General features: G+C 69.3%; 3 protein-coding genes and 1 pseudogene. 1 reads left to right on the top strand and 3 read right to left on the bottom strand.

Features of this window, described 5'->3' with window-relative positions; genetic code table 11:
- Window positions 1–472, bottom strand: a 472-nt coding sequence (locus AC2VNT_RS00020; RefSeq protein ID WP_486944914.1) for a cytochrome P450, incomplete at its 3' end; no start/stop codon positions are given.
- Between the two features lie 80 nt (window positions 473–552).
- On the opposite strand from AC2VNT_RS00020, the gene AC2VNT_RS00015 reads away from it, so the two are divergent.
- Complete coding sequence (locus AC2VNT_RS00015) at window positions 553–1,386, top strand: class I SAM-dependent methyltransferase (protein WP_486944913.1); 834 nt, start codon at window positions 553–555, stop codon at window positions 1,384–1,386.
- Here AC2VNT_RS00015 and AC2VNT_RS00010 read toward each other — a convergent pair.
- Window positions 1,379–2,638, bottom strand: a complete 1,260-nt coding sequence (locus AC2VNT_RS00010) for a phthiocerol/phthiodiolone dimycocerosyl transferase family protein (protein ID WP_486944912.1) — start codon at window positions 2,636–2,638, stop codon at window positions 1,379–1,381. The two genes, AC2VNT_RS00015 and AC2VNT_RS00010, sit on opposite strands and share 8 nt — an antisense overlap.
- Before the next feature lie 43 nt (window positions 2,639–2,681).
- Window positions 2,682–2,882, bottom strand: a pseudogene (locus AC2VNT_RS00005) (ABC transporter permease); the annotation flags it as partial.

Genomic DNA, 2,882 nt, shown 5'->3' with positions numbered 1-2,882 from the left:
GGGTGAACGCCTCCTGCATGATCCGCTTGTGGAACAGGTGCTCGTCGAAGTCGAGCAGCATCAGCCCCCGGTTGAAGAACGGGCCGCAGATCGGGTACCAGCCCTCCTGGGAGAAATCCTTGTTCTTGTTGAAGAACGCCGCCTGGGTGGCGTCCGGCCCGAGCAGGTTCACCGACGGCAGCACGCTCACCGCGGAGTAGAACACCGGGCCGTACTTGCGATACATCCGCAGCGCGAAATCCGGTCCGCTGCGGAGCATCTCGATGCTGTGGCCGAGCACCGGCAGGCCGGAGTCGCCGAGCACCGGCTTGAGTCCGCTGCCCGGCGGCGGGCTGGCCAGTGTCTTGGTCTTCCACTTGCGGTCGACCGCCAGCCGCTCCAGCCCGCGCATCCCGGGCAGGGTGCTCAACGTCGGATTCGCCCGGCGGCGCACCTGGTCGAGCAGGTACTGCGAGGTACTGATCGGGGTCATCGGAGCTCCTTACCCTTCTGCGCAGCGGAAAACGGATGGCCGTGCGGCGCCCCGGACGACCAGCGATTAGCCTTGCCGGCGTGACCGAAAAAGTGCGTGTCGACGACCTGCACGGCGCCGCGCAGACGATGCTGACGACGCTGCACCTTAAGGCGCTCGACGCCGACTTCCACCGGCCGGTGCTCGGCGACCGGTACGCCCGGGAGGCGGCCGGCCGGCTCGACTTCGACTTCGCCGAGACCGGCATCGGCGCCGGCTGGGCGCCACTGATCACCGTGCGCACCGCCCAGTACGACATCTGGGTGCGCCAGTTCCTGGCCGTTCACCCGGAGGCCACCGTGGTGCACCTGGGCTGCGGGCTGGACAGCCGGGTCTTCCGGCTGGACCCCGGGCCCGGCGTGCGGTGGTACGACGTCGACTACCCGGCGGTGATCGCGTTGCGGGAGAAGATCTATCCGACCCGGCCGGGCTATCACCTGATCGCCACCTCGGCGACCGACCTGTCCTGGCTGGACCGCATCCCCCCCGGCCGGCCGGTGCTGCTGGTCGCCGAGGGCATCAGCATGTACCTGACCCGCGACGACGGAATCGCGTTGCTGCGCACCGTCGTCGACCGCTTCGGGTCCGGGGAGATCCAGATCGACTTCTACAACTGGCTGGGGGTGCGATCGCAGAAGGTGCACACCCTGGTCCGCCGGTCCGGATCGAAGCTGTACTGGGCGGTGAACAGCCCGCAGGACGTGCTGAGCCGGGTGCCCGGGCTGCGGCTGCTGGCCGCGACGACGCTCTTCGACGCCGGCACTTTCGACCGCGCGTCGGCCCGATTCCGGTTGGCCGGCAGACTGATTCGCCCGCTGCGGCCGGTGCGCACCGCACTGCAGTACCATCGCTACGCCTTCGGTCCGGTCAACTGACACCGCCGGCACCTCGCTGTTCGGCGATGCCGCGAAGCAGCGAATGGATCACCGCGATCGACGCGTCGGCGCCCGGCGCGTGCGAGTGGTGCTCGACCACCAGTCGGTCGGCGAAGATCATCGAGACGTACATGTCGATTCCGGCGTCGACCGCGAAGTACAGCTCGCCGTGCGCGGCGGTCAGCTCGACGTCCTGCGGGGTGCGGATCGGCGGCACCATCCCGTTGTCGGTCAGCATCACCACGTCCGGCATGCCCGGCGGGTTGCCGACGTACTGCGGGCTGAAGTGCAGCAGCGACTGCTGGACCACACCGTCGGCCAGGTCCGCGCGGAACGTCTCGGCGATGTCGGCGGCCAGGTCCACCACCGTGGTGTCGCCGTTGATCTCGGCCAGGTAGGTGGCCACCCCGACCGGGTTGGTGCACCCGGTCGCCGACACCGGCGGGGTGAGCACGTAGCGCAGGTCGACCGGGTAGATGTAGGGCACCGGGATGTTCGTCTTGCCGCGCACCTGCCACTCGGCCAGCAGCAGCACCGCGGAGAGCAGCCCGTTCAGGCCCAGCTTCTGCGCCCGGCTGAACGCGATCAGCGCACCGGTCTGCGCCTCGGTCAACTGGCACTTGGCGACCGGGACACGCAGCGGCGTCGCCGACCTCACGTCGGTGGTGCCGCGCCTCGACGGCGGCAGGTCGTAGGCGAAGACCGCCGGCATGAACCGTTCCAGGCCGGACCGCCGCTGCTTCTCGATGCCCCGCGCCGACAACACCGTCTCCAGCGCGTCCGGCGCCGGCTCGACGGTGATCCGGCGGATCTTGCCGGTGGTGACCAGATCGGTGTAGTAGGAGAACATCTCCTCGATCAGGCTGAACTGGTGGTGGCCGTCGCCGAGGGCGTGGTGCACGTAGAGGGTGGGCCGGGATTCGTCGCCGGCCAGCACCAGCCGCAGCTGGATCAGCAGCTCCTCTTGGTCCAGCCGGATCGGCGGTGGCTCGGCGGCCGGGTCGGTGAGCTCGACGACCTCGATGCCCGGGTGGACCAGGTCGTCGACGACGAACCGGTGCCGGCCGTCGGCGTCCCGCGCCAGGTGGCCGCCGAAGACCGGGTGTGCCTCCAGCAGGGCGTCGAAGGCGGCCGACATCGCGTCGACGTCGAGCGGACCCCGCATGTGCGCGCACAGGCCGACGAAGTTGTGCGTCTCGGCGAACATCTCCTCGCTGCGCGACAACTTGCGAATCGCCGACGACGTGAACATCGATGGGCCTCCTCTCGGTCTGCGGATGGTCGGTTTCAGCGGTTCAGCCGTGCGTGCTGGCGCGTCGGTAGCCGCTCGCCATCGGGACCAGGCAGACCGCCGCCAGCCCCGCCGCCCACAGCAGCGTGCCGATCAGCGGGGTGCGGATCGGCCCGTCGAACGCCAGCCCGTACATCGTCTCGATCACGTAACTCATCGGCTGGTGCTTGACCACCGGCTGGATCCAGTGCGGATACTGGTCGAG

The sequence above is a fragment of the Mycobacterium sp. TH-M15 genome, from assembly GCF_057473705.1.
Note: the sequence above shows the minus strand (reverse complement) of the source record. Positions and strands in the feature narration are given on the sequence as shown.

Excerpts from the sequence above, each read along its gene's own strand:
- AC2VNT_RS00010 (WP_486944912.1), bottom strand. The coding sequence starts at position 2,638 with ATGTTCACGTCGTCGGCGATTCGCAAGTTGTCGCGCAGCGAGGAGATG.